This window comes from Nitratireductor sp. WH36-1 (assembly GCF_058725515.1).
Genome location: NZ_CM178970.1, coordinates 3597923 through 3621437 on the forward strand (window position 1 = coordinate 3597923; position 23515 = coordinate 3621437).

General features: G+C 61.3%; 22 protein-coding genes. 11 read left to right on the plus strand and 11 right to left on the minus strand.

The window, feature by feature from the left end:
- From yut to crcB, 9 genes are all read right to left on the minus strand, one after another.
- The gene (yut, locus tag AC4PTT_RS17285) at window positions 1-999 is read right to left on the minus strand and encodes an urea transporter (RefSeq protein WP_297562047.1); all 999 of its coding nucleotides are present in this window, start codon (window positions 997-999) and stop codon (window positions 1-3) included.
- Between the two features lie 21 nt (window positions 1000-1020).
- On the minus strand, window positions 1021-1956 hold the full coding sequence (locus AC4PTT_RS17290) for an urease accessory protein UreD (protein ID WP_113154175.1): 936 nt from the start codon (window positions 1954-1956) through the stop codon (window positions 1021-1023).
- 4 nt (window positions 1957-1960) lie between these two features.
- Window positions 1961-2611, minus strand: coding sequence for an urease accessory protein UreG (gene ureG, locus AC4PTT_RS17295; RefSeq protein ID WP_113154174.1), 651 nt, complete (start codon window positions 2609-2611; stop codon window positions 1961-1963).
- A gap of 27 nt (window positions 2612-2638) precedes the next feature.
- A complete protein-coding gene (locus AC4PTT_RS17300) occupies window positions 2639-3319 on the minus strand; it encodes an urease accessory UreF family protein (RefSeq protein ID WP_206554348.1) in 681 nt (226 codons plus the stop codon).
- A 48-nt stretch (window positions 3320-3367) separates the two neighbouring features.
- The gene (locus tag AC4PTT_RS17305) at window positions 3368-3937 is read right to left on the minus strand and encodes an urease accessory protein UreE (protein WP_113154173.1); all 570 of its coding nucleotides are present in this window, start codon (window positions 3935-3937) and stop codon (window positions 3368-3370) included.
- 170 nt (window positions 3938-4107) lie between these two features.
- Complete coding sequence (locus tag AC4PTT_RS17310; RefSeq protein WP_113154172.1) at window positions 4108-5826, minus strand: urease subunit alpha; 1719 nt, start codon at window positions 5824-5826, stop codon at window positions 4108-4110.
- A 37-nt stretch (window positions 5827-5863) separates the two neighbouring features.
- Window positions 5864-6271, minus strand: a complete 408-nt coding sequence (locus tag AC4PTT_RS17315) for an urease subunit beta (RefSeq protein ID WP_113154171.1) — start codon at window positions 6269-6271, stop codon at window positions 5864-5866.
- A gap of 26 nt (window positions 6272-6297) precedes the next feature.
- Window positions 6298-6600 (minus strand): urease subunit gamma, encoded by a 303-nt coding sequence (locus AC4PTT_RS17320; protein ID WP_113154170.1) that lies wholly within the window; start codon window positions 6598-6600, stop codon window positions 6298-6300.
- A gap of 352 nt (window positions 6601-6952) precedes the next feature.
- On the minus strand, window positions 6953-7357 hold the full coding sequence (crcB, locus tag AC4PTT_RS17325; RefSeq protein WP_113154169.1) for a fluoride efflux transporter CrcB: 405 nt from the start codon (window positions 7355-7357) through the stop codon (window positions 6953-6955).
- Window positions 7358-7807: 450 nt separating this feature from the next.
- On the opposite strand from crcB, the gene AC4PTT_RS17330 reads away from it, so the two are divergent.
- Both AC4PTT_RS17330 and AC4PTT_RS17335 read left to right on the plus strand, forming a co-directional pair.
- On the plus strand, window positions 7808-9268 hold the full coding sequence (locus AC4PTT_RS17330; protein WP_492161745.1) for a sensor histidine kinase: 1461 nt from the start codon (window positions 7808-7810) through the stop codon (window positions 9266-9268).
- Window positions 9265-9972 (plus strand): response regulator transcription factor, encoded by a 708-nt coding sequence (locus AC4PTT_RS17335; protein ID WP_113154167.1) that lies wholly within the window; start codon window positions 9265-9267, stop codon window positions 9970-9972. The genes AC4PTT_RS17330 and AC4PTT_RS17335 overlap by 4 nt, the downstream gene beginning before the upstream one ends.
- Window positions 9973-10001: 29 nt before the next feature.
- Here the strand turns inward: AC4PTT_RS17335 and AC4PTT_RS17340 are convergent, their stop codons facing one another.
- Both AC4PTT_RS17340 and AC4PTT_RS17345 read right to left on the minus strand, forming a co-directional pair.
- Window positions 10002-11132 carry a transporter substrate-binding domain-containing protein gene (locus tag AC4PTT_RS17340; RefSeq protein ID WP_492161746.1) on the minus strand — a complete coding sequence of 377 codons (1131 nt, stop codon included), beginning with the start codon at window positions 11130-11132 and terminating at the stop codon, window positions 10002-10004.
- Between the two features lie 30 nt (window positions 11133-11162).
- On the minus strand, window positions 11163-12254 hold the full coding sequence (locus AC4PTT_RS17345; RefSeq protein WP_206544609.1) for a calcium:cation antiporter: 1092 nt from the start codon (window positions 12252-12254) through the stop codon (window positions 11163-11165).
- A 545-nt stretch (window positions 12255-12799) separates the two neighbouring features.
- On the opposite strand from AC4PTT_RS17345, the gene AC4PTT_RS17350 reads away from it, so the two are divergent.
- The 9 genes from AC4PTT_RS17350 (at window position 12800) to AC4PTT_RS17390 (ending at window position 23428) form a co-directional block, all read left to right on the plus strand.
- Window positions 12800-14239: a TolC family protein gene (locus AC4PTT_RS17350; protein ID WP_283800170.1), complete on the plus strand. Its 1440-nt coding sequence runs from the start codon at window positions 12800-12802 to the stop codon at window positions 14237-14239.
- Window positions 14240-14289: 50 nt separating this feature from the next.
- Entirely contained in the window at window positions 14290-15747 is a 1458-nt protein-coding gene (locus AC4PTT_RS17355; protein ID WP_113156173.1) for a metal-dependent hydrolase family protein, read from the plus strand.
- A 2-nt stretch (window positions 15748-15749) separates the two neighbouring features.
- A complete protein-coding gene (locus AC4PTT_RS17360) occupies window positions 15750-16565 on the plus strand; it encodes a DUF481 domain-containing protein (RefSeq protein ID WP_492161747.1) in 816 nt (271 codons plus the stop codon).
- 98 nt (window positions 16566-16663) lie between these two features.
- On the plus strand, window positions 16664-16960 hold the full coding sequence (locus AC4PTT_RS17365; protein ID WP_492161748.1) for a YtcA family lipoprotein: 297 nt from the start codon (window positions 16664-16666) through the stop codon (window positions 16958-16960).
- Between the two features lie 3 nt (window positions 16961-16963).
- Window positions 16964-18013 carry a multidrug transporter subunit MdtN gene (gene mdtN / locus AC4PTT_RS17370; RefSeq protein ID WP_206546949.1) on the plus strand — a complete coding sequence of 350 codons (1050 nt, stop codon included), beginning with the start codon at window positions 16964-16966 and terminating at the stop codon, window positions 18011-18013.
- Window positions 18000-19724, plus strand: coding sequence for an FUSC family protein (locus tag AC4PTT_RS17375; protein ID WP_492161749.1), 1725 nt, complete (start codon window positions 18000-18002; stop codon window positions 19722-19724). Before mdtN ends, AC4PTT_RS17375 begins: the two co-directional genes overlap by 14 nt.
- A gap of 166 nt (window positions 19725-19890) precedes the next feature.
- Window positions 19891-21006: a linear amide C-N hydrolase gene (locus AC4PTT_RS17380; RefSeq protein ID WP_492161750.1), complete on the plus strand. Its 1116-nt coding sequence runs from the start codon at window positions 19891-19893 to the stop codon at window positions 21004-21006.
- Window positions 21007-21132: 126 nt separating this feature from the next.
- On the plus strand, window positions 21133-22512 hold the full coding sequence (gene gad / locus AC4PTT_RS17385; protein ID WP_297562013.1) for a glutamate decarboxylase: 1380 nt from the start codon (window positions 21133-21135) through the stop codon (window positions 22510-22512).
- A gap of 37 nt (window positions 22513-22549) precedes the next feature.
- Window positions 22550-23428, plus strand: coding sequence for a hypothetical protein (locus tag AC4PTT_RS17390; protein WP_492161751.1), 879 nt, complete (start codon window positions 22550-22552; stop codon window positions 23426-23428).
- Window positions 23429-23515: the final 87 nt, after the last annotated feature.

Genomic DNA, 23515 nt, shown 5'->3' on the forward strand with positions numbered 1-23515 from the left:
CTACTTCGCCGGTGCGTCCGCCGCCTTGCCGACCAGATGCTCGCGCACACGCTTGTGCGGATGCGGGGCCAGAAGCTTCTTTGGCACGATGAAGAGATAGAGCGTCAGAACATAAGGGGCCGTGAAAGACGGCAGCCCGAGCGGCGACATGAGCACATCATAGGCCCCCTGCAGGAAGACCGTCACAATCGTCGCCAGAAGCGCATAGGCAATGACCTTCGGCGATGTCTTGAGGAACACCACGCCGATCGCCATGGCGGTGAGCACCGCACTGAAACCAAAGAGCCCCTGGCTGACCGATGACGGGTCTGCCCGCAGGACAATGGCGGCGATCATGGCAATCAGAGAGCCAAGCACTGCCGCGATGCCCGCAGGCCGCGAGGCGATGAGAATACCGACGAGGATAATGACGCCACTGATCTCGTTGCCAAGCAGGAAGACCTGACCGATGTTCCGGAAGAAAATCTGAACGAGCTCGACCGAAGACGGGATCATCTCCGCGCCCTGCACATAGTCGGAGACCAGTTTTGGCTGTTCGCTGGCAATGTCGAGCGCACCGAACGCATAGGCGCCCGCCATGAGCAGCCAGCCCGTCAGGACAAACGGCCCCGTCGATCCGGGAATGCCCCAGCTCTTGGTGATGGTCGCGCCCATGGCGGCGGTCACGACCGTGCTCATGGCCGCCCCGACAATCACATAGAACCAGAGTTCCGGCGATGCGGTGATGAAGGTCGGCATGGCGATGCCGATGAGGATGCCGTTAAAGCCAAACAGGCCGGACGTGATGGAGGCTTCGTCGCACTCAAGCAGCCTTGCCGTGAGTGTTGCCACCACCAGACCGACAAGCGCGCCGATGGTCGTCGCCCAGTCTCCGCCCGCGAAGCTCGCATAGGCAATCGCCACCAGAAACAACAGACCCGTCAGCGCGTTCTCCATGAAGAACACCTGCCCTGCACCACGCAGGCACTGAAATAAAAAGCCTTGCCGATTTTCGTTCACAGCAGCCCCCTCACGGATTGATTAGCGCCAAAGGAACTCTTCGGGCAGTGTGCGCCCGCGAGCCTCTTCCCGTACGACTTTCCAGAAACGCCTGACCTCGCGGCGCACATCGTAGCTTTCGATGCCGACGGCGCGCAGCATCAGCCCCGCCCCGTTGGGCAGCGCGGAAACGCCGGAGATTGCGCGCGGATTCTCATCCGGCCAGTTCGTGTCCATGCGCGCCTTGATGCGCTCGGCCGTTTCGGGCGGCGTCAGGCACATGATGTTTGCAAACGCGTCGAAGCCGCGCATCACGGCGGCGAAGTCGCCGGTGTTGTTGCCCTTTTCGATCAGCACCTTCTCGGTGAAGAGCTTGCGCCCGTCCGGGCGGCGCACATTGACCGACATGGAGAGGAGATCGAGGCCGAAACGCTCGCTTGCATGGTGATGCTTGCGGCCGGTCATCATCATCTCGCCATAGATCACCGTGGCGCTCTCATCGACGATCAGGTCCGTGTCGTTGATGAAGCGGGAATCCCGGTAGGGAATAGTGACGTCCGGCAGATATTCCAGATACGCGTCCGCGCCGACGACAACCTCCTGATGCTGCGAAGCATAGTTGGCGTCCATCTGGTGAATGCGGTTCGCGCCCTGCGAGGTGACCTGCGCGCAGGCCCCCTCGCCGACCGAAATGTCGATCGTGTAGCGGTCGCCCTGCAGGATGCCGCCGCCGACCGAGATGATCGCGCATATCGGCAATTCCGGCATGGCCTCATCCCAGTAGAGCGCCTGCTGCACGAGCAGCGGGGCCACGCGGTAGAGGTCCGAGAGGACCGACCGGTCGCCGCGCCTGGTGAACCCCAGACGCAGCTCCCCGATCTTTCCCGGGCCGGCAGCACGCATCTGCGCAGGTTCGGTCTTGAAGCCACTGAGCTCCCGATAATCGTCGAGCCTTCGCAGGCGTTCGTGCAATGCCATGGCGTTACGCTACCGTGTCTTCAGCCTTGGCTGCCGGCTTCACGTCGAACAGCGCCATATCCATGATGAGCTGCATCAGCTCGTCGACGCCTTCACCGGTCTTGCAGTTGGTGAAGACAAACGGCTTCTTGCCGCGCATGAGCTTGGAATCGCGGTCCATCACGCCAAGGTCCGCGCCCACATGGGGAGCCAGGTCCGTCTTGTTGATGACCAGAATGTCGGACTGGCAGACACCGGCGCCATTCTTGCGCGGGATCTTGTCGCCTGCGGCCACGTCGATGACGTAGATGTAGAAGTCGGCAAGCGCCGGGCTGAAGGTCAGCGTCAGGTTGTCACCGCCCGACTCGATCAGGATCACGTCGCTGTCGGGATACTTCTCTTCCATCTCCTCGACGGCGGCGATGTTCATCGAGGGGTCTTCGCGCACTGCCGTGTGCGGGCACGCGCCGGTTTCAACACCGACGATCTTTTCCTCGACGAGAATGCCCTTGAGCGTGCGGCGAACCTGCTTCGCATCTTCGGTCGTCACGACGTCGTTGGTGATGATCAGCGGCTTCACGCCGAGATCAAGCAAACGCGGCGTGATGGTCTCGATCACGGCCGTCTTGCCGGAGCCAACCGGACCGCCAATGCCAATGCGTGTGATTTTCTTCATTTTGCCAATCCTGCTTCAGCCAGCCGCTCAGTTCATGAACAGCCGGACATGTGTTGTCGTGTGATGCGCCACCAGAACGTCGAAGACGGGCGCGAAACTGGACATCTCTTCCAGCTCCAGGCCGCAGACGCTCGCATATTCGTCCTCGACGCTTTCCTGCGCCGCAAAGAGAATGCGCTGGGTATCGAGGTGGTCGATCCGCATGAGGCGCACTGCCGCGCTCATGATCATCGCGGCGACGCCATATTGATGAACGACGAAAGCCTGCTTCTCGTCCGCGCCGAGCTGCGCAAAAGCCATGGCCTGACCGATCGGGAAACAGCCGGGCGTTTCGCCTGCCTTGATCCCGGCCAGCCAGCGCTCGAGATGCGGAAACGCACTGATCTTCAGCGACAGTTCGGCAAGCTTGCGGCCCATGCGGGCGAGCATGAGCTGCTGCTCTTCGCCGACACGCCGGTTCCACAATGCCTGGTCTGCCGCCAGAACGCCGTCATAGTCGCCCGCGGTGATGGCCCGGTACGCGTGCAGCAGGGCGATCCCGTCCATGTGGGCCGCCTGCCGCAGAACGACCTCGACGAAGCGCTGGAGGCTGTCAGCATCGGTGACAACCTCGGTCTGCAGCGCCGATTCCAGGCCATTCGAAAACGCGAACGAACCAACCGGAAGCGTCGAGTCGGAGAATTGCAGCAGCCGCGACAGAAGCAGCATGTCATTCTTCGGGCGTTTCGCCCCCTTCTTTCGATCCGCCATCGGCCTTCAGTGTTCGTGCACGTGGTGGTGGTGATGGTGCGGCGTTGCGTCGGCGCCGGCAAACAGCATGCGCACTTCGCTTGCGTCCAGTTTGGCGGCGATTTCCTCGCCCGGCGCAAAATGGCTTTTCACGCCTTCGATGGCGTGGGTCTTCATCACCGAAGCCATGACCTTCTGGTCGACGGAGAGCGGCACGTAGACCGTGCTTCCCTTGATCACGGCAGGCCAGTGCTGGTTGCCGAGCGCATGGCCAAGCTGGAAGCAGATGTTCAGGATTTCCTGCGGCGTGCGGCTCTCGAGGCTCTCAAGCTCGATCACCATCACTTCCTTGAGCGCGATGCGGGCCACGACGATGAGGTTCTTCGCCTCGTCATGGTGGAGGATGTCGCCATTGTGCAGGTGCTGCGAACGCGGCAGCGAAATCGCGATCTCGACACCGCCTTCGCTCATCTTGCGCAGACGGCTTTTGGGGGCTTCCCACTGTTCAAGCGCCAGATAATCCACCTGCAGGTCTTTGGCCTTCTCCTGCCAGACCGGATCGTTCAGGTTTCCAAGAGCATTTTCGACAAGAATCATTTTCTATCCCTGGATGCTGTAGCGGTTGCGCCAAAATTCGTCCGCCATGCCCGCGAAACCGCCGGGCTGCGGCGGAAACTGCATCGGCGTTTCTCCGAAACAGACTTCTGTGAAGGGTATTGAGACGCCCGCGCAGAAAAGCCGAAGCTCCTGCGCGGGCGTCATGTCTCTTAGCTGAAGAAGTGGAGCTGGTTCAGCGGCAGGCTGGTTGCCGGCTCAATGGTTGCATGCTTGCCATTGACGGTGACCGCGAAGGTTTCGGGGTTCACCTCGATCACCGGCAGCGCGCTGTTGCGAACCATCGAGTCCTTGCTGATCGTGCGCGTTCCGTGGACCGGAATCACGTGCGACTTGAGCTCGTAATGGTCGACAATGCCGTCTTCGTAAGCCGCCTGCGACGTGAAGGTGACGCGCGTCTTCGGCAGCGCCGAACCGAACGAACCATACATCGGGCGGTAACGAACCGGCTGCGGCGTCGGCAGCGATGCGTTCGGATCGCCCATCAGCGCCCAGGAGACGAAACCGCCCTTGATGACCATCTTCGGCTTCGCGCCGAAGAATGCCGGCTCCCAGAGAACCAGATCGGCCATCTTGCCCACTTCAATCGAGCCCACCACATGGCTGACGCCCTGTGCGATGGCCGGGTTGATGGTGACCTTGGAGACAAAGCGCAGCACGCGCTGATTGTCGTTGCCGGACGTATCGCCTTCGTAGGCTCCCATGCGCTTCTTCATGAGATCTGCGGTCTGGATCGCGCGGACCCAGTTTTCGCCGACACGGCCCATGGCCTGGCTGTCACTGGACAGGATGGAGATCGCACCGAGATCGTGCAGCACGTTCTCTGCGGCGATGGTTTCCGGGCGAACACGGCTCTCCGCGAACGAAACGTCGGTCGGGATCTTCGGGCTGAGGTTGTGGCAGATCATTGTCATGTCGAACAATTCTGCCTGCGAGTTGATGCCGTAGGGCAGCGTCGGGTTGGTCGAGCTCGGAATGACGTTCGACTGCCCGGCAACGCGGATGATGTCCGGCGCGTGACCGCCACCCGCACCTTCCGTGTGGTAGGTGTGGATCGTGCGGCCCTCGAAAGCGGCGATCGTGTTTTCCACGAAGCCGGCTTCGTTCAGCGTATCGGTGTGGATGCAAACCTGGATGTCGAAATCGTCTGCGACACCGAGCGCGGTGCGGATCGCTTCCGGCGTGCTGCCCCAGTCCTCATGGATCTTGAGGCCCATGACGCCGGCGCGCAGCTGCTCTTCCATCGGCAGACGGGTCGAGCAGTTGCCCTTGCCCAGAACGCCTGCGTTGACCGGCCAGCCGTCGAACGAGCGGAGCATCATCTCCACGTTCCACGTGCCGGGCGTGATGGTCGTGCCATTGGTGCCGTCGGTGGGGCCGATGCCGCCGCCAAACAGCGAAGTCACGCCATTGCTGAGCGCGGCCTCGGCCTGCTGCGGGGAGATGAAGTGGACGTGCGCATCGATGCCGCCGGCCGTGAGGATCAGGTGCTCGCCGGAGATTGCATCGGTGCCCGGTCCAAGCGCGAGACCGGCCGTGACGCCCGACATGATCGCCGGGTTGCCGGCCTTGCCGATGGCGCAGACCAGACCGTTCTTGATGCCGACATCGGCCTTGATAACGCCCTGCACCGCGTCAACGATGGTGACGTTGGTGATGACGAGGTCGGGCGCGCCGGCGGCGCTGGTCAACTCATTGTCGAAGCCCATGCCGTCGCGCAGCGTCTTGCCGCCGCCATAGACGGCCTCTTCACCGTAGACGCGCAGGTCTTCCTCGATCTCGATGTAGAGATCGGTATCACCGAGGCGGATCTTGTCGCCGGTCGTCGGTCCGTAAAGGTCGGAATACTGCTGCCTGGAAATCTTTGCCATTTCATAAGTCCTGTAAAACGAGATTGCGCCCGGGCGATTATTTTTCCGTCTTGAAGCCGTACCGCTCGACGCGCTCCATGGCATCGGCGAGACGCGGACGGGAATCGTCGTAGCTCTCGTCGCCGACCCAGCCATTGACGAGGCCGTTGAAGCCGATGGCGCGCTGCTTGCCCTGATACGGGACCAGCGTGACTTCCTTTTCATCGCCCGGCTCGAAGCGCAGGGCTGTCGTGGCAGGGATGTTCAGGCGTTTTCCGAAGGCCTGCTCGCGGTCGAATTCCAGAGCAGCGTTCACTTCGAAGAAATGAAAGTGGGAACCAACCTGGATCGGACGGTCGCCCGTGTTGCGCACCTTCAGGTCCGTGGTCGGGTAGCCGGCATTGATTTCAATGTCGCCTTCGCCAAGCACCAGTCCGCCGACTGGCGTTTTTTTCTGTTCGGTCATTTAAGAAGCTCCCTTCGCGGCACGCACTACTGGATAGGATCGTGGATCGTCACAAGCCGGCTACCATCGGTGAACACGGCTTCCACCTGCACGAAAGGAATCATCTCGACGACGCCTTCCATCACATCGTCGCGGGTGATCTCCTTGCGGGCGATCTCCATCACTTCCTCGACGGTCTTGCCGGCGCGCGCGCCGTTGAGAGCGGCCACGGAAATGAGCGAAACGGTCTCGGGGTGATTGAGCTTCAGCCCCTGATCCTTCCGCTGCTGAGCGACCTGCGCAAGCGTGTAAATCAGAAGCTTGTCGATCTCTCTTGGTGTAAAGTGCATGTACTTCTTCCCTGTCAGAATGGATAAACTTGCACGTCGCGCAGGTCGGTGGGGCACCGACATGCAGACAATCCCTGCCAGCCGCAGATCCAGAAAAAGCGCAACGCCTCCGGATCAGAGCTGTTTGACGACGATTTAGCGACACACCTCCCAAATGCTTTTATCGCTCAAAGCAGACAAAACAGCCCGCTTGATTGTAAAAACACCCAAGGCGAACGTCGCGCCGCCACGTAAAAGCCACCCTCCTTCAAAAACCCTCTAATACCTGCCATGGAATACAAAATGCATACAAGCGTTTTTCATTTTTTTATTGATTAACCATAGGTTAACGCAGAAAAACGCCATACATATACTAAAACGCTTGCACTCCGTTGAAATACAACTTGGCGGCGTGCACGCCAATGAACGCAAATCCGAACGAAACGACGATCGTGATGAAGACGTAGTAGAAGGCGGCAAGGCTTTCGCCCTTGTCGATCAACTGGATCGTATCAAGCGAGAACGAGGAGAATGTCGTGAAGCCGCCCAGAACCCCGGTAACGACAAGGGCCCGCCACTCTGCAGAACTGACGGCGGCGCGCGATATGATCTCGACAGCAACACCGATCACGAAAGAACCGATGATGTTGACGATCATCGTACCCCAGGGAAAAGCATCGCCCCAGATGCGGTTGGCGAGAAGCCCGACCGACCAGCGCCCAACCGAACCAACGGCTCCGCCGAAAGCAACAAGAAGCGCAAGAGAAAAGTAATTCATCGCCCCAGCAAGCCCCACTGAAATCCTTTGCCTATGCAAACCATTAATACACCGGACTCACACGCGCAATGAATTCATGTGGAATTTTGAATATACTTGATCACCCAAATAAAACTTGAAAATATACAATTAAACAACCGGTTAATATAAACCGATATATGTCGACTGGTCTATTCTCAAAAACTGGTATCCATACGTATTGACAGCGTCGCATTCCAAAAAGCGTAAGCGACTCACACACTCCACCCGCCCCTCCAGGCCGTCGAGAAGGCGCCCAAGGATGCACAAGCCGACTTCGGGGCCATGTCCGGCCAGCGAATTCCTGCAAATTCTGACGAATACTGACCAAATCTTACAGGTATCGCCGCTTTTTAGCCGCTTCACGAGAAATGACGGTTTTCACCGGCCTTGCCTTCTTGCACCGGCCCAAAGCTTGCGTCATCAAAGGTCATGCTCGACCTCAAGACGCTGCTGCTGCTGGAATTCTGCACGACGACACTCCAGGCAATCGCCTGGGTTCTCGTGTGGATGTCCTGGCGTCATCTCTATGAGCTGAAAGTCATCGCCGCCGGCTTCGTGGCCATCGCGCTCGGCCTGCTTCTCCTGCTTCAGCGTGGTCAGGAGGCTTCGGCGCTGCGCATCGTGCTCGACAACATGATGATCAAGATCGGGCTGGTTCTGCTTGCCGATGGCATGGCCCGGTTTCTCGGCCAGCCAAGATGCCTGAGGATCGGCGTTTTTTGCCTGGCCGCGCATCTCGTTTTCTGGGGCATGGCGGTGGCGCTTGCGCCCGAGCGCCTCGAACTGCGCATTCATGCCTCCACGGCTTTCACCGTCGTCATGATGGGGGTCATGATCAAGACCCTCTACATGGACCGCACCCAGCCGCCCTTCCTGCGCTGGATCACCATCGCTTTGCTGGGGGAATATGTCGGCGCAAGCCTCCTGCAGAGTTTCCTGCTCTACTGGTACCCGGACACTTTCGCCCATGGCGCGCTGCTGAGCGATGTGAACGCCTGGTACTTTTTCCAGGGCCATCTGTTCATTGTCGGCTTTTTCATCTGCCTTCTGTTCATGGTCGGCATGCGCCTTTCAAACGACCTGCGCGACAGGAACTCGGCGCTCGCCCGTGAGGTTGCCGAACGGCGGCGGCTTGAAGGCGAACTTTCCGCCAGCCTTGATGCGGAAAAGGCCGCGCGCGAAGAGCAGCGACAGCTCATTCGCATGGTGAGCCACGAATTCCGCACCCCGCTGGCCGGCATCCGCTATGCCAGCGAGATGCTCGAGATGATGCTCAAGCGCCGCTCGGAGGCCGTCACCAAGCGCCTCAGGAGCATTGATGACGCCGTCTCCCGGATGACCATGCTCATCGACCGTTTTTTATCGACCGAACGACAGGTCGAGGGCGTGCTCAAGGTCGAGCAGCTGGACATCGGCGAACTGACACAGGACATCCAGCGGCATTTCGATCAGGTTGGTCTTGGCGACCGACTGCACTTCACGACCGTCGAGGCGGTTTCCGATTACTGGGCGGATGTCGAGATGCTGCGCACCGTAATCGTCAACCTGATCGACAACGCGCTCAAATATTCAGCCGATGACAAACCGGTCGAGATCGCCATTTCCGCGCGCAACAAACTTCTCATCATGGAGGTGTCCGATCGCGGCATCGGCATTCCCGAAGGGGCGCTCAGCCATGTGGGACGACGCTTCTTTCGCGCCCCAAACACGGGGAAGACGGCGGGCAACGGACTTGGGCTTCACACATGCCGGCAATTGCTTGGCTACCACCGCGGCGCGGTAAACCTGAAGGCGCGCAGCGGCGGCGGCACTGTCGCAACCGTCATGCTGCCGATGCCCGGCCTGGTGCCGATGAACGATACGGAGCGGTGGGAGGAGAAAACCGCATGAGCCGGATACTGATTGTCGAAGATGAAGACGCCCTCAGGGGCGACCTGATCGACTACATGCACCTGCAGGGGTTTGACGCAGCCGGCGTTGGAACGGCCGGTGAGCTGAAAAAAGCCCTTGAAGTGCAGGCACGGCCCGACGTTGTGATCCTCGACATAACCCTGCCGGACGGCGACGGCTTCCATCTGGCGGAGATGATCCGGGCAAGGCTCGATTGCGGCATCATCATGCTGACTGCGCATGGCGACACGGAAAGCCGGGTGCGCGGCTTTGACAGCGGCGCGGATATCTATCTCGTCAAGCACAGCAGCCTGCGCGAGATCACCGCAGCGGTTCACAGCCTGCTGCGCCGCCTGCCCCAGAACCAGGCACATGACGGGCAGACAGGAACCTGGGTGCTCGATACGGTGAGCTGGACCCTGCTTTCTCCCGATGGCAGTTCGGTAAAGCTCACCGCGACCGAGAATTCCTTCATCGGCGCACTGATCGAGAATTCCGGTACGCCACGCTCCCGCGAGGAACTGGCCCGGATCCTCTCCCGGCGGCAGACCCAGTTCGACAACCGCCATCTCGACGCGGTGGTGAGCCGCTTACGACGCAAGATCCTCGACCAGACCGACATCGACCCGCCGATAAAATCCGTCTACGGCGTCGGCTATTCCTTCAGCGCAGCCGGAAAGATCGGGAGCCCCGACCTGAGCTAGGGTCAGGACCTCAACCGTTCTCATGCCCTTCAGGGATTGCTCCCGAAATACTGCACCGCAAGCTCGCGGATCGTCCCGTCCTCCCGGGCCCCGATCACCTCGACGGTGAGCGGCTTGCGCAGCGGGCTCTGCGGCGGCAGGCCGAAGCCGTATTTGTCGGGATTGAAAACCGCGCCGACAACCGAGAAAGGCGCTGCCGGGTGGTTGTTGGCGAAATACTCCAGCACCGGCTTGTCGCCGATGATCGCATCCACATGCCCCCTGAGCAGAGCGTCGGCGGAGCGGGAGATATTCGGGAACGGCACCACGGCCAGTCCCGCAGCCTGCGCGAATTCCTCGGCCGTGCTCCCGTCCGTAACCGCGATAACGCGGCCACCGAGATCGGCAACGCTGTGAATTTCGCCACGCAGGGACAGGGTGGTCATCACGCTGGTTACCGAAGAGGTCACGAATGCGACGACAATCACACCGAAGACGAGCCACAGGCCCTGCCAGACACGCCCGAACCAGCCAAACAGGTTCTTGCGCGCAGGCGGCTTGCCCGAGGTGGCAATCGTCATGACAGAGTAAAAGCTCTCCGCCAGCCCGTCGCGCCAGCGTTTGGGAAATGATGTGTCGAAATGCCGGTCAAAGAGCGTGTAGCCAAACGTGGCGGCGAGAACGACGAAACCAAGCCATGCATAGGCTGTGAGGAAGCCTGAATCCCGCAGGCCCCGCAGCAGGTCCCACAAGCCGTTCGAACCACTGTCATTGACCATGATGCGCAGACCGGAATCGAACCATGGCTGCGTGAATTCGATGCGTTCGGCGCGCGTCTCGGTGATCGTGAGATTGGTGACGGCGACATCCAACTCGCCTGCGGCCGTTGCATTGACCATCTCGCTGACGGTGTCGAACGGCACGTAACGATATTCCAGCTCCAGTTCTTTGGCCAGATACTCCCAGAGATCGATGGCCATGCCGGAGAAGCGCCCTTCCTCTTCGGAAACGAAGGGCGGGCTTTCGTGAACCCCGACGATCAAAGGTTCGTCCTGTGCGGCGGCGGGTGCCGCGACACCCAGGGGCATGGCGCAGATGACAGCCAGCGCCAGACGCTGAAACCAGATGGCGGAAAAGCGAAGAAGGCCGCGATTACGAGGTGGCGTTTGCTGGTTCGTCATGGTGGCGTGCACGGAAAATCAGGGGGAAAATCAGGGAAGGATCGAGATGGTGATAAAGGCGGCGAAGATCACCAGGTGAATGCCGCCCTGCATGATCGTGGTTCGCCCGGTCGCCAGCGACAGCGTGCTGGTGAAGAGCGTCAGCACGAGAAGCACCATGTGCTCGGACGCCAGACCGAGGATCAGCGTCTTGCCCTGAAAAACCGAAATCAACGCAACGGTCGGAATGGTCAGACAGAGGCTGGCGAGCGCCGAACCGAGCGCCAGATTGAGGCTGGTCTGGAGACGGTTCTGTGCAGCCGCGCGGATGGACGCAATGCCTTCGGGCATGAGCACCATCAGGGCGATGACCACGCCAACCAGTGCGTCGGGCAGGCCGGCCTGTTCGATCTTCTCCCCCACGGGATCGGCCAGGATTTCCGCGAGCATGACAACGGCGACAAGCGACACAGGCAGCGCCAGAAGCGAGGATATGAGCATACGGCGCGGCGGAGGCTCATGCGCATGATCGTGCCCATGTCCCTGGGGCTCTCCTATATCGAGAAAGTCGTCGCGATGGCTGAACATCTGGACGAACAGGAACAGCGCATAAAGGCTGAGCGAAACGACGGCGACGAAGATAAGCTGTGCCGGCGCATAAACCGGCCCCGGCTCGCCGACCGTGAAGTTCGGCAGCACAAGACCGAGCACGGCCAGCGTGCCCAGAACGCCCAGAGCCGCCGTGGCGCTGCGCCCCTGAAAGCCCTGCTCGTGATAGCGAATGCCGCCGACCAGCAGGCAGACGCCGACAATGCCGTTCAACACGATCATGATGGCTGCAAAAACGGTATCGCGGGCCACCGGGCTGTCGCCCGCAGGATCGGCCAGAAGAACGGACACGATCAGCGACACTTCGATAATCGTCACGGCCAGCGCCAGAAGGATCGAACCGAAGGGCTGGCCAACCCGATGGGCAATCACCTCGGCATGATGGACTGCGGAAAAAACCGACAGAAACAGAAACGGCGCAGCGAGGAGTAACAGAAAGACTGAAGTCGTTTCACCGGCCTGATGTTCGATGAAGAACGATAAGCCAAGTGCCACAATGGGCGCTGCGAGTGTCCAGGCTGGATTACGAATCATTTCGCCAATCTTCCAAGCAATAAATATCGAAGCGTATGTGAGGGGCCTGACGCCAAACGGTTAGCCATATTACGATTATGCGCATCGAAGCATTATCCTGCGCCCTGCGGGAATGAAACCCGCGCATTTTTTAAAGCTGTTCACAGGAAACATGGTTCTTCGGGCTGTTCATTCGAATTCGGCCTGTTTTTTCGCAAGTTTTCAGCGAATCCAGCACATGGCCACCCCATGGCCACGTATTTTGCGAGCGCCGCCAAACGACTAAACGCGTGAGAAGAAGTAAAATGGCGGTCTTGACCTTGCCTTCCAGAAACGAAAGAACTCCAATAGATGCTATTGGCGCCGACACGTTTTTTGCAGGAACGCTGTAATCTTGGTGTCGAATTGGTGACCTAAGTCTGGAAGCAAGTGCAGCGCGACCGCTGCGGGTTTGAGTAGCAATGGGGCGTTGTGTGTCGCGAACAACAAGAGTCACTGTTTCCCGTCTCCCCAGGCTTGCCCTGCTACTGGCCCTGAGCGCCTTACCGGCAGCCTGTGTATCCGAGATGTCCGAGCTGACCTCGCCCGCGCCCGACCAGGCGTGGAATGCTGAAGGCAAGAGCGGCGACTATTCTGTGCCGGCAAATATGGAGGCGGCTTCCCCCATCTCCAGCGCCGACCAACGTTCTCCCGCATCGTCCACCCCGCAGATCCGCAGGGACCACGCCTACACGCTGCCCGAGCTGATCGACATGGGGCAGCGGCTGAACCCTGCGACGCGCGTTGCATGGGAGCAGGCGCGGCAGGCGGCCACCGCCGTGGGCATGGTCGAGGCCACCTTCCTGCCCGTCATCACGGCCAACATCATCGCCGGTCAGCAGGAGGTGACAACGCCGATCCCCACGCTGACAGGCGGCACAGCCTATCTCGACACGACCGTCAGCGGCGCGGTTCCGAGCGTCACCCTGCAATGGCTGATCTTCGATTTCGGCGAACGACAGGCATGGCGCGACGCCGCCAAGCAGAACGCCTATGCAGCCAGCGTGAGTTTCAACGGCACGCATCAGGCGCTGATCTACAACATCACGCGCGCCTATTATCAGTATGGCGCGGCCAGCAGGAACCTGCAGATCGCGCGGCAGACGCTGACCAACAGCCGGCGTCTGCAGGATGCCGCCAACACACGCTACAAGAACGGTGTCGGCACCACGATCGAAACCGCACAGGCGAAACAGATCGTCGCCCAGTCCGGTTTCCGCCTCGTGCAGGCCGAAGACACGGCGCGCGATTCCTATCAGGATCTGCTTGGCGCAGTTGGCCTCTCGCCCCACACCAACATCAAGATTGCCAGCGATGCGGCGCGTCGTCTGCCGCGCCCCCGCGCCCTGCCGACAGAGGAACTGGTCAGGACCGCGCTCGCCCGCCGGCCCGACGTTCTGGCAAGCTACGCAGCGGTGAAGGCCAGCGAGGCCAATGCCCGCGCCGCCGACGCCGCCTTCATGCCAAAAGTCTATCTCGGCGCGATGGCAGCCGCGAACAATGGCCGCATTCAGGCCGGCAGCCTGCCGGGCCTCGGGCTTCAGAACACCTCGACCGGCATCGTCGTCGGCGCTTCGGTGCCGATCTATGATGGCGGCCTGCGCGCCAACCAGCGCCGTCAGGCACAGTCGGTAACGAGGGCGGCCATCGCCACCCATGAGCAGGTACGCACCGCAGCCATCCGCGAGATTGTCGTCGCCTCCGACACGCTGCGCTCGGCGCTGGCTTCGCACAGCGCTGCGAGCGAACTCGTCAATGCGGCCGGCGTCACCTACAACGCGTCGTTCGAGGCCTTCAAGAACGGGCTCGTGCCGATCACCGATGTGACGACGGCGGAGACCGGGCTTCTGGACGCGCGACAGGCGCAGGCCGACGCCCATGCCGCCTCGCTGATCGCGGCCTCCACGCTCGCCTTCTCGCTCGGGAACATGACCTCCAAGAACGCACCGTCACAGGCGGTTCGCTAGTTCCGGTCATTGTTGCGCCGGAACACAATCCATTCGCCCAGGAGAATATGATGCGGCTTCGTTTGGGAAAGAAATACGGGCACCTGGTTCACGGCCTGAACTGTGCCTGCCACAGTCCTGAAGCGCTCAGCCTTTTTCAGCGTGTCGACAAGGGCCTGTCGCGCCGTTCGGTCCTGCGCGGCATCGCGGCAACACTGGCCGCGCCCGCTCTTGGCGTTGCCTCGCCAAGCTTCGCGCAGCCGGCTCCAAAGCCGATCCTGCTCAAGAATGTGCGTATTTTCGATGGCCGTTCGGCGCAGCTCATCGATGGCAAATCCATCCTGATCGAAGGCGCGCGCATCGCAGCCCTGCCGGCACAGGACGATACCGTGAGCGATGCCGAAATCATCGATTGCGGCGGACGCACGATCATGCCCGGCATGATCGACGCGCACTGGCACACAATGCTTGCCGGCATTTCCCAGGTGACCGCGATGACAGCGCAGGTGCCCTATGTGCATCTCGTTGCGGCCGAAGAGGCGGAGCGCACCGTCATGCGCGGCTTCACCTCGGTTCGCGATGCGGGCGGCCCCTCCTTCTCCGTCAAGCGTGCGATTGATGAAAGCCGCATCCCCGGCCCGCGCATCTATCCGTGCGGCGCCATGGTGTCACAGACTTCGGGCCATGGCGACTTCCGCCCGCTCTACGAGCTGCCGCGTTCGCCCCAGACCAATCTGAGCCATGCGGAAGAAGCCGGCATTTCGGCGATCGCCGATGGCGTGCCGGAAGTTCTGCGCCGGGTGCGCGAACAGCTCATGCTCGGAGCGAGCCAGATCAAGATCATGGCGGGCGGCGGCGTTGCCTCCGCTTACGATCCGCTCGACAGCCTTCAGTTCACCGAGGAAGAAATCCGCATGGCCGTGACGGCCGCTGAAGACTGGGGCACCTATGTGTGCGCCCATGTCTACACCTCGAATGGCATCAAGCGCGCCCTGGCCGGCGGCGTCCGCTCCATCGAGCACGGGCAGCTTGCCGATGAAGAGGCAGCGCGCCAGATGGCCGACATGGGCGCGTGGTGGTCCATTCAGCCATTCCTCGCCGATGAAGATTCCAACATGTATCCCAATCCGCTGCAGCGCGAGCAGCAGAAGCTGATTGCCGAAGGCACGGTGCGCGCCGTGGAGCTGGGCAAGAAGTTCGACGTCAAGATGGCGCTGGGCACCGACATCCTGTTCAACCCGCAGGCGACCGCCAGCCAGGGCAAGCAGCTGACCAAGTTCGCCCGCTGGTATGACAATGCCGACGTTCTGCGGATGCTGACGAGCGGCAATGCCGACCTGCTGGCGATGTCGGGACCGCGCAACCCCTATTCCGGCAAGCTCGGCGTCGTTGAAGCCGACGCCTTTGCCGATCTTCTGCTGCTCGACGGCAATCCGCTGGAAAACATCGACCTGATCGCCGATCCCGAGACCAGCATGAAGCTGATCATCAAGGATGGCCGCATCCAGAAAAACACATTGGGAGCATAGGAATGCGTGCATCACTGGCTGTTCTGGCTGCCGCCACCCTTACAGCGACTGCACTTGGCGCGAAGGCCTCGGACCTTCCTGTTCCCGCAGAGAACGAGGGCGAAACCGAGCGCCCGTGGGTGCTACAGATCACGCCCTATGTGTGGGGCACGGGCCTCAGCGGCGATGTATCGCCGTTTCGCCGCAGCCCGACAATCGGCATCAAAAAGAGCTTCTCCGACGTGATTGAGGATCTCGACTTTGCCGGCTTCGTGAATGTCTGGGGCCGGTATGAGCGCTTCGTGTTTTCAGCCGACATGCTCTACGTCTCGACCACGGACAGCAAGGTCGTCCACGGCACGATCCCGCGCCCGCCCCTCTCCGTGCGGCTTGATGCATCGATCGACACCAGGCAGTTCACCTCGACGCTGCAGGCCGGCTACCGTGTGATCGAAACGCCTGACTTCACATTCGACGTGCTCGGCGGCGTGCGCTTCTGGCACATCTCGAATGATGTCGATCTGGACGTCGAGGTCGCCAGCCAGAAGCGCAGGATCAGCTATGGCGAGGATTTCGGCTGGGTCGATCCGGTCATCGGCGCGCGCGCGTTTCTGCGCATGACGGAGAAGCTCTCGCTTCAGGCACAGGCCGATGTCGGCGGGTTTGGCGGTGGATCGAACTCCACCTGGTCGGTTCTGGCCACGGCGAATTACACAATGACGGATCACCTGTCCGTGTCAGCCGGCTACAAATATCTCGACATCAATTACGAAGATGACGGGCACGTGTTCGACACGACCATGAGCGGGCCGGTTATCGGTCTTACCTATCGCTTCTGACCAATCGGCATAACGGTTTCGGGCATGCATGGCCCGAAACCGCCCCGAACCCGCAGTGTCGTCCGGCTCGACGACCGACAGACGAAAAGGAGGTTACCGTGCGAAGACAATCCAGCCCCCGCACCGGTGGCCGTTTTAGGCTCCTCTTGCCGCTGGCAGCCCTTCTGGCCACCAGTGCGTCCGCCCATGCGGCGGCACCCTCGGTGCCAATGTTCGGCAGCTTTTTTCCCTACTGGCTGCTCAGCCTTTTTGCCGGCGTCATTCTGACGGTCGTTCTGCGGCTGGTTTTCGTCCTGATCGGCCTCGATGACATCCTGCGCTGGCGTGTCCCTGTCTATATGAGCATGGCTCTGGGGCTCACCTTCATCATCTCTTTCCTGGCATTTGGGCGCTAGAAAATGAAGCACTCCCCTTCCCGTCGCGTTCTCGCCGTCCTCGGTGGTGCAATCAGTCTGGCGATCATCGCCGGCGCAGGCGCGCTCGCCTATCGCAGCCATCTGGAGACACAGGCCAATCCGCTATCCGACGATGCATCGCTCGATGCCGAAACGGTGAGCATCGCCGCCGGCGTTGCCGGGCGCATCAAGGCCCTGCATGTGAGCGAAAACGCCATGGTCCGCGAGGGCGACATTCTTGTCGAGCTGGACGATTCCGCATACCGGATGGCCGTGGAGCAGACCCGTGCGGATCTGGAGATCGCAACGGCCGCAGCCCACGACCAGACGCGCAACATCCAGGCCGAGCGCGCCAATGCGCAGATCGCTGCGGAGCAGGTTGCGCGCGCCACGGCCAATCTCGAGCTGGCGACCCAGACGCTCGACCGCCTGCTTCCGATGCAGTCCAAGGGCTATGTCTCCGCGCAGCAGATCGATGACGCCAGGACCGTCAAGCGCGATGCGGAAGTCAGCCTGAACGAGGCGCTGCGTCAGCAGGAAGCCGCCGAGGCGCTGGTGGGCGATGAAGAAGGCGTCGAAGCGCTGATCCGCGCCCGTCAGGCCGCCCTCGCCATCGCCGAACATGAGCTGGCCGGCACGGTGATCCGCGCGCCCGCCGATGGGCGCGTGGTCGATCTGACGGTCGGCAAGGGCGGATATGTGCTGCCCGCGCAGTCCATGTTCACCCTGATCAAGACCGATGCGTGGTTTGCCTCCGCCGCCTATGTCGAAACCGTTCTCCCCGGCATTTCCGTTGGCGACTGCGCCACGGTCTACGCGCTTGCCGACCGCAAGCGGGCGATCAAGGGAACCGTGGAGAGCATCGGCTGGGGCGTTTCGTCAAAGGATTTCATCACCCTGCCGGTGGGCCTGCCGATCGTTCCGAAGTCTCTCGACTGGGTGCGCGTTCAGCAGCGCTTTCCGGTGCGCATCCGGCTGGTCGATCCCCCGGAAGATCTCATGAGAGTGGGCGCATCCGCCGTTTCGGTGATCCACCGCGATGACTCCTGCTAGCTCACCCCTTTCGCGCCTGCTCGGCCAGGCCTGGGCCGACCTGCAGCCTTTTGCCGGCCGCTTCGGGCTGACCTGGCGGGTCGCGCTTCTGTGCGCGATCGTCACCGCTGCGGCGATGATGTTCAAGATTCCGGAAGCGTCGATCAGCTGCTACCTGATCATCTTCCTGATGAAGGAAGACGCCGTTCAGAACTGCCTGATGGGTTTCGGCCTGATCCTGCTGGCCACGCTGGTGGTCGTGCTCATGATCCCGGTGATCAATATGAGCATCGACAGCCCGGCCATGCGGCTGGCGATCATGTTCGGCGTCTCCTATGTCTTCCTGTTTTTGAGCTCGACCACACCGCTCGGAGAGCAGGCCGCCATTGTCGGCCTCATCGTCGCTTTCATCATGACGCTGGTGACGGATGTGCCGATTGGCCAGATCGGCAATCAGGGGCTTCTCGCGGCCTGGAAAATGGCCTGCATGCCCATGGCCCTGATGATCCTGTTCAATCTGGTCCTCGGCATTCCCGCACAGACACTGGTGCGCAACAGGATCGTGCGCCGCCTGCGCGCCAGTGCGGACGTGCTGGAGCACCCTGACGCAGGCGAAGAACTGCAGGAGCTGCTGGCCGAAGGCAACGACCTTTCCCTGCAGCAGATGCTGACGGTGAAGCTGCTTCACCTGATCTCCAAAGAGAAATCGACATGGCTGAACGGCGCTGTCGAGACCAGCTATCGCGTCATGCTTGCGTCGCTCGCACCTGCGGGCAGCATTGCCCCGGAACGCGCCCGCGCACTGGCAGGTGAACTCCGGCAGGCTGCCGATGAGATCGCCTCGGGCAACACCCCGGCTGCCCCTGCACCTGAAAACGCGACCGCTGACAGTGCTGCTGCACGCAAACTGTCCGAGGCGCTTGCAGCGCTTTCAAAGCCCGATGGCGGCGCGTCGCCGAAGCCCGCCCCGCAGCGGCTTCTGTCGGCTGACGCCTTCACCAACCCCGATCACCAGCGCTATGCGCTGAAAACCTCGCTGGCCGCGATCATCTGTTACCTGATCTACACCGGCATTCAGTGGGACGGCATCCACACGGCCCTGATCACCTGTTATGTGGCCGCGCTCGGCACGACGGGTGAAACCGTACGCAAGCTCACGCTGCGCATCGTGGGCTGCCTCATCGGCGCTGCCATGGGCGTTGGCGCACTCCTGTTCATCATGCCCCACCTCACCAGCATTGGCGGGCTGATGATCCTCGTCTTCGCCGGCACGCTGGTGGGCGCGTGGGTCTCCTCCGGGAACGAGCGCATCTCCTATAGCGGCGTCCAGATCGCCCTCGCCTTCCTGCTGACCACGCTGAACGGATTTGGCCCCAGCTTCGAGTTTTCGCAGGCTGGCGACAGGATCATGGGCATTTTCGTCGGCATCTTCGTGATCTACGTCATTTTCACGCAGTTCTGGCCGAAAAGCGTCGTCAACGAGGTGCGCGACACGCTCGACCGCGTCAGGGGCGATCTCAAATCTCTGGCTGGCGAAACCAAGGATCGGCGCGACAGCGATCTGGCGATTTCCATGCGTGCCTTTGGCGATCTGGAACACGCTGACGAGATGCTGGACATGGCCTATTTCGAGCCCCGCAGCGAGCGCGCGCCCAATGAGCAGCTTGATGGGTATCGCGTGACGCTGGAGGAAATGCGCAGCCGGCTCTGTGGCCTTCAGGCCAGGGCATAAAGCCGTGCTCCAGAGACCGAAACAGCGTGGTTAACAAAGAGTTCAAAGCTCAGATTGGAGAAGATTACAAATTTGTAATCGCAAACACCGAACTCATGTCACGTTAATGGACAAGTATTGTTCGCCAGCTTAGTGTTTCCCTGAATCGCATTGAGGAATATCGTATATGTGCACATCTCTTATTTACCGCGACGTCTCCGACAACGTTTATTTCGGGCGGACACTGGAGCTTACGACCGACTTGCCATACCAGGTCGTCTATTTCCCGGCCGGTGTTCCGTTTTCCTCAGAAAGTGAAGGTCACCCGGCCCTCAAGTTTACAGGTAAATACGGATTTGTCGCCGTAACCATGCCCGGCCGCCTGCCGACGGCAGAGGCCCCGCTGGGCTTTCAGGATCTCAAGCCGCTGGAAGGCATGAACGAAAACGGGCTGACCTTCAGCCTCCTCTCCTACCCCGCTGCCGGTGGCGCCCAGAAGGCCGTCGCTGCAACGCAGGCCGTGCTTTCGGCCACGGATCTGGGTTCGTGGGCGCTCAGCCAGTTCGCCACTGTGGCCGAGGTCAAACAGGCCCTCGGCGAGCAGCCGGTGCTTCTGGAAGCGCTGGCGCTTCTGGGGGGCGTTGAATCGCCGTTCCACTACGTCGTTCACGACGCATCGGGCGCCTGCCTGGTGATCGAGTTCAACAAGGGTGAGATGAAGCTCTATGACAACCCCGTCGGCGTGATGACCAACGGGCCGGAGTTCAGCTGGCACCTGACCAATCTCGACAATTACACGTTCCTCAGCAATGTCGACAAGACGAGCGCGACCTTCGGAAGCTACAAGGCGGTGCAGCCGGATTCAGGGATCGCCACGGCCGGTCTTCCCGCCTCAAACACCTCGGTGGGACGCTTTGTCCGGGCCGCCTACTACGCCCAGTACACCGAGAAGGCGAAGACCGCCGATCAGGCCGTGCAGACGCTGGCGCATGTCATGAACAATTTCGACCGCCCGCGCGGCGTGACCATTGACTATCCGAGCGAGGATGGCGGCCATCTGGAGGTCGCAGGCCTCTCAAATTCGAGCAGCGAAGCCTATGCGACGGAGTTCACCTGCTGGACGAACCTGTCGGATCTGGCCCGCCGCCGCTTCTACCTGCGCACCTATCGCAGCCTGAACTACACCTGCTTCGACCTCAATGAACTGGCTGGTTCGAAAGAGGTCTTCGTGCTGCAGATGGAAAAGTTCGACGGTCTTTCCGCAGACGCGACCGACCTTCTCAAGCAGGCCAAGGCCGCCTGATCACGAAACGACGTCATGCGGCCGGTAAAACGCTTGCCGCCGCATGATGCTCCTCCCTGCCCCAACCGAATTCGATAACCGACGGGCTGGTGCAACACCCCCGTCCGCCACGCGATGGAGAGCCCCATGAGCAAACATCGAAACGACAATCTGGACGAAGTCTACGGCGCCGGCGATCTGGCGCAGGCGCTGCCCAAGTCGCAGTTCCCCGGCACCGAGCGCGATGCGCGCCATGTCTATTCCGCCCTGCGCGACGAGCTGATGCTCGATGGCAATGCGCGCCAGAACCTGGCCACCTTCTGCCAGACCTGGGAAGAGCCGGAAATCCATCAGCTGATGGATGACTGCATCGACAAGAACATGATCGACAAGGACGAGTATCCGCAGACCGCGGAGATCGAAATGCGCTGCGTGCGCATGCTTGCCGATCTCTGGCACGCGCCGGAAGGCCCTGCCACCGGCTGCTCCACCACCGGTTCGAGCGAGGCTGCCATGCTCGGCGGTCTGGCCATGAAGCGCCGCTGGGAAGCCAAACGCAAGGCCGAAGGCAAGCCCACCGACAAGCCCAACATCATCACCGGCCCGGTGCAGATCTGCTGGCACAAATTCACCCGCTACTGGGACATCGAGCACCGCGAGATTCCCATGGAGAACGGCCGCCTGCTGATGACGCCCGAAGAGGTGCTGAAGCTGTGCGACGAGAACACGATCGGCGTCGTGCCGACGCTCGGCGTCACCTTCACCGGCGAGTACGAGCCGGTCAAGGCTGTCAGCGACGCGCTCGACAAGCTGCAGGCCGAAACCGGCCTCGACATTCCGATCCATGTCGACGGCGCAAGCGGCGGCTTCCTCGCTCCGTTCTGCGCACCGGAGCTGGAATGGGACTTCCGCCTGCCGCGCGTTCGCTCCATCAATGCGTCGGGCCACAAATTCGGCCTCTCGCCGCTGGGTGTGGGCTGGGTCATGTGGCGCGAAGAAGCCGACCTGCCCGAAGAGATGATCTTTTGGGTCAATTATCTCGGCGGCAACATGCGCGACATCGCCCTGAACTTCTCGCGTCCGGGCGGCCAGATCGTCTGCCAGTACTACAACTTCCTGCGTCTTGGCCGTGAAGGCTACGCCAAGGTTCACAACGCCTGCTACAAGAGCGCCAAGTATCTGGCTGACGAGATCGCCAGGCTGGGCCCGTTCGAGATCGTGTTCGACGGCGACAAAGCGCGTGGCATTCCGGCCGTGTCCTGGAAGATCAAGGACGGCACGGAGCCGGGCTTCACCCTGTTCGATCTGGCGGACCGTCTGCGCGTGCGCGGCTGGCAGGTGCCGGCCTACACGCTGCCGGCCAATTGCCAGGACCATGCGGTGCAGCGCATTCTCGTGCGCAACGGCGTGAGCCTCGACCTCTGCTCGCTCCTGATCGAGGACATGAAGGCCGCGCTCGAGCATCTCGAAGCGCACCCGAAGAAGACGCCGCTCGGCAGCGAAGACTTCTCCGGTTTCCACCATTGAGCGCGGCCGCACGGCTGCCCTCCAACCGGGACACGCGATGAGCACGCTGTCTGATACCGAGAACAAGGGGGCCACGCACGCTCGTGGCCCCTGGCCTTTCATCACCCTGCGGAGCTTCGTGCTGCACGGCCAGCACATCGTTCTGAAATCGCGTGAGCGGCGCAAGGGGCTGATCCGCTTCCTGCAGCACGATGATGCGCCTGCCTGGCGGCAACCCGCCTACAATTGGTGGATGGGTCTCATCTTCGCCTGTGGCGCTTCGCTTTTCATGCTCGGCGCGGCGCTCTCCCTCGTGCATACCTCGCTGGCGAACTGGCAGATCGGCCTCGTCTTCTTTCTGGGGTCCATCCCCTTCACCACCGCTGCCTTCATGCAGAACCTGCAGGCCGCAAATGCGCCCGACGACGCCCCTCCGAAGGCAAGCGCGGCTCCACAGCCCTTCCGGGTGATCGGCTGGCGGCCGGGCAATCTGGGCTGGCTGAGCACGATCACGCAGTTCGTCGGCACCATTGCCTTCAACTTCAACACGCTCGACGCCATCCATCCGCTGCCGGGCTGGTATGCGCAGGATCTGACCATCTGGCTGCCCGGCATTGTCGGCTCCACCCTGTTCATGATCTCCGGCTATCTGGCCTTCATGGAAATCAGCCATGGCTACTGGTCATACAGCTCGCGCGACATCGACTGGTGGATCGCCTTTTCCAACCTGTTGGGCTGCATCTTCTTTCTGACGGCCGGCGTTCTGGCCTTCGTTCCCAGGGGGCCTGAACCGGGCTGGATCGCGGATGTTGCCAACATCCATCTGTTCCTTGGAGCCACGGGCTTTCTGGTGGGCGCAGTGCTGATGATGCGCGAAAGCAGGCAGGTCGAAACAATCGACAACGCCCGCAGAACTGCTTCACAGGCGGCAACATAGTTTTCCGGATGGGCGCAGAACGCCCGTCCATGGATGCCCCGCCTCAGGCAAAAGCCCTGCGGCGACGATTGCAACAATCATAAATTA

Bases quoted from the DNA above. Each gene is read 5' to 3' on its own strand.
- AC4PTT_RS17390 (WP_492161751.1), top strand. From the start codon at position 22,550: ATGAGCACGCTGTCTGATACCGAGAACAAGGGGGCCACGCACGCTCGT.
- AC4PTT_RS17300 (WP_206554348.1), bottom strand. From the start codon at position 3,319: ATGCTGCTTCTGTCGCGGCTGCTGCAATTCTCCGACTCGACGCTTCCG.
- AC4PTT_RS17335 (WP_113154167.1), top strand. From the start codon at position 9,265: ATGAGCCGGATACTGATTGTCGAAGATGAAGACGCCCTCAGGGGCGAC.
- AC4PTT_RS17320 (WP_113154170.1), bottom strand. From the start codon at position 6,600: ATGCACTTTACACCAAGAGAGATCGACAAGCTTCTGATTTACACGCTT.
- crcB (WP_113154169.1), bottom strand. From the start codon at position 7,357: ATGAATTACTTTTCTCTTGCGCTTCTTGTTGCTTTCGGCGGAGCCGTT.
- AC4PTT_RS17375 (WP_492161749.1), top strand. From the start codon at position 18,000: ATGACTCCTGCTAGCTCACCCCTTTCGCGCCTGCTCGGCCAGGCCTGG.
- AC4PTT_RS17330 (WP_492161745.1), top strand. From the start codon at position 7,808: ATGCTCGACCTCAAGACGCTGCTGCTGCTGGAATTCTGCACGACGACA.
- AC4PTT_RS17380 (WP_492161750.1), top strand. From the start codon at position 19,891: ATGTGCACATCTCTTATTTACCGCGACGTCTCCGACAACGTTTATTTC.
- mdtN (WP_206546949.1), top strand. From the start codon at position 16,964: ATGAAGCACTCCCCTTCCCGTCGCGTTCTCGCCGTCCTCGGTGGTGCA.
- AC4PTT_RS17310 (WP_113154172.1), bottom strand. From the start codon at position 5,826: ATGGCAAAGATTTCCAGGCAGCAGTATTCCGACCTTTACGGACCGACG.
- AC4PTT_RS17345 (WP_206544609.1), bottom strand. From the start codon at position 12,254: ATGATTCGTAATCCAGCCTGGACACTCGCAGCGCCCATTGTGGCACTT.
- gad (WP_297562013.1), top strand. From the start codon at position 21,133: ATGAGCAAACATCGAAACGACAATCTGGACGAAGTCTACGGCGCCGGC.
- AC4PTT_RS17360 (WP_492161747.1), top strand. From the start codon at position 15,750: ATGCGTGCATCACTGGCTGTTCTGGCTGCCGCCACCCTTACAGCGACT.
- AC4PTT_RS17355 (WP_113156173.1), top strand. From the start codon at position 14,290: ATGCGGCTTCGTTTGGGAAAGAAATACGGGCACCTGGTTCACGGCCTG.
- ureG (WP_113154174.1), bottom strand. From the start codon at position 2,611: ATGAAGAAAATCACACGCATTGGCATTGGCGGTCCGGTTGGCTCCGGC.
- AC4PTT_RS17340 (WP_492161746.1), bottom strand. From the start codon at position 11,132: ATGACGAACCAGCAAACGCCACCTCGTAATCGCGGCCTTCTTCGCTTT.
- AC4PTT_RS17350 (WP_283800170.1), top strand. From the start codon at position 12,800: ATGTCCGAGCTGACCTCGCCCGCGCCCGACCAGGCGTGGAATGCTGAA.
- AC4PTT_RS17305 (WP_113154173.1), bottom strand. From the start codon at position 3,937: ATGATTCTTGTCGAAAATGCTCTTGGAAACCTGAACGATCCGGTCTGG.
- AC4PTT_RS17315 (WP_113154171.1), bottom strand. From the start codon at position 6,271: ATGACCGAACAGAAAAAAACGCCAGTCGGCGGACTGGTGCTTGGCGAA.
- AC4PTT_RS17290 (WP_113154175.1), bottom strand. From the start codon at position 1,956: ATGGCATTGCACGAACGCCTGCGAAGGCTCGACGATTATCGGGAGCTC.